At 45.8% G+C, this 2,378-nt stretch carries 2 protein-coding genes; both read left to right on the plus strand.

Annotated elements, in window-relative coordinates; genetic code table 11:
- Positions 1 to 1,042: AAA family ATPase (locus tag RTW80_RS24120; RefSeq protein ID WP_312720559.1), on the plus strand; the 1,042-nt coding region annotated here is incomplete at its 5' end.
- Positions 1,035 to 2,321, plus strand: coding sequence for an McrC family protein (locus RTW80_RS24125; protein WP_312720562.1), 1,287 nt, complete (start codon positions 1,035 to 1,037; stop codon positions 2,319 to 2,321). The genes RTW80_RS24120 and RTW80_RS24125, both read left to right, overlap by 8 nt.
- Positions 2,322 to 2,378: the final 57 nt, after the last annotated feature.

Genomic DNA, 2,378 nt, shown 5'->3' on the forward strand with positions numbered 1-2,378 from the left:
GAATCGGCGTGAGCCTGCCGTATTTAACAAAACAGATAACAGCGAATGGTTGCTAGTTGATTCACAGCTCGAGCAAGTGGAGGATTTGGTAGAGCTCTACGCCGAACTTAAACGAGGCCCTAAATCTGCCGAAGCCATCCAGCGTTTTGCGGTGGTTACGTTCCACCAATCTTACGGCTATGAAGAATTTATTGAAGGTATACGCGCTCGCTCTGACGAGAGTGGCAATATCTCTTATCCCATTGAGCCGGGTATCTTTATGCGCCTTTCCCAACGTGCCAATGCCGATCCAGGACATCGCTACGCCATTTTCATTGATGAGATCAATCGCGGTAACATATCCAAGATCTTTGGTGAACTAATCTCACTCATTGAAGTAGACAAGCGTGCAGGCATGCCCAATGCAATGAGCCTACAACTGGCTTATAGCGGTGATCACTTCAGCGTACCCGCCAATGTCGATATCATCGGAGCCATGAATACAGCGGACCGTTCTTTAGCTCTGATGGACACGGCTTTGCGCCGTCGCTTTGACTTTGTCGAAATGATGCCCGATCTCTCTTTACTGAGTGGAGCTAAGGTGAAAGGCATAGAGCTCGAGTCGTTGTTAGAGAAACTCAATAGCCGCATCGAGGCTCTTTACGATCGTGAACATACGCTGGGGCATGCGTTCTTTATGCCGGTAAAAAATGCACTCGATGCCGGTGATGAAGAAGCTGCGTTTAAACAATTGAAGATCGCATTCCAGAAAAAGATCATTCCGCTTTTACAGGAATACTTTTTCGATGACTGGAACAAGATCCGGTTGGTGCTGGCAGACAATCAAAAGCAAGACGACAACCTGCAATTCGTGATTGAGAAAACCGACGATCTCGATACGCTTTTTGGTAACAACCATGGTTTACGACACCATGATCAGCAATCAACAGCTTACGAACTCAAAGATTTCGATCAAGAGATCTGGAATATTCCACAGGCTTATCGTTCAATTTATCAGCCCCAGCAGACTCCCCTTGATGAGCAGGCTGTAAATCATGGGTGAAGTTATCTCCGTTTTTGAATATGCCCTAGTGGGGAGTGACAAAGCGGCTTCAGTTGGCGCAAAACTGGTGCCTCCACTGGTCTTTAATTATTTAGAAGCGCTTAGCTTGGCAAGTAATCAAGGGAGCCAGTTCCTCAAACTCACCTCTCGCTCAGGCTTCAAATTGCTTCAGGTTCAAAACTACGCGGGGATGCTTTCAACACCTCACGGTTTCCAGCTTGAGATACTGCCCAAGGTTGGTAAAAACCTCACAGCGGCTAATGCACGTCAAACATTACTGACGATGCTAAGCCATTTGCCTGGGTTTCGACATATTGAAACTCAGCAAGCCACTCTTCAGGCTCAGCGTATGCCTTTGCTTGAGATTTTTATTCACCACTTTTTGCATAGCGTTAGCCAATTACTTAAACAAGGTTTACGCTCCGACTATGTGAGCGAGCAAGGTAATCTGGCTTTTATGAAGGGCAAGCTGATGCTTTCTGCACAGCTGCGACATAACGCGGTGAATCGCCATAAGTTTTGTGTCGATTATGATGACTACATGCCTGATTGTGCAGCCAATCGGCTCTTACACTCCGCGCTAGATAAGCTTCTTAGTCTAAAGCTGTCATCAGAGAATCAACGCTGGCTTTACGAACTGCGCTTTGCGTTTGACGGTATTCCACTTAGCCGGGATATTGAACGTGATATAAACAACTTACGCCTCGAGCGTGGTATGGCTCATTACAACGAGCCAATGGCGTGGGCGCAATTGATCCTGAGAGGAATGAGTCCGAGTGCTTTGCAGGGAAACACCAAAGCGATATCACTTTTGTTCCCTATGGAAGCGGTATTTGAATCCTTTGTGGCACAGACCCTACCCTACGAATTACCTTCTCATCTCAAAGTAATACCACAAGCGGCTACTTATTCTCTTGTGAAGCACGGGTCTAACGATTGCTTTAAACTTCGGCCGGATTTGTTGATTCAGTCACGTCGACCGGTACAAACCAAATTGGTGATGGACACAAAATGGAAGCTAATAAATAGCAACTCCCAAAAAACAACACAGTATGGGCTAGCGCAAGCCGACTTCTATCAAATGTTTGCCTACGGTCAAAAATACCTAAATGGGATTGGCGAAATGTACTTAATCTATCCTGCGCATGATCAATTTAACCAACCGATACAGCAGCATTTTGCTTTCTCTAAAACATTAAAACTATGGGTTGTTCCGTACCAGATAACAGCAAACCGCGGGGAGAGGATGATGTGGGTGAAGGATGTGTCCAGTATATAAATTTCTAGCCAAGCTGGCGATGAACCAGTCCTCTAAAAAATGGGTATAATCATAGTT

The organism is Escherichia sp. AM3, from assembly GCF_032029835.1.
Taxonomy (GTDB): domain Bacteria; phylum Pseudomonadota; class Gammaproteobacteria; order Enterobacterales; family Enterobacteriaceae; genus Escherichia; species Escherichia coli.

What these genes read in the sequence shown, in the direction of transcription:
- RTW80_RS24125 (WP_312720562.1), top strand. Translation starts at nt 1,035, where the DNA reads ATGGGTGAAGTTATCTCCGTTTTTGAATATGCCCTAGTGGGGAGTGAC.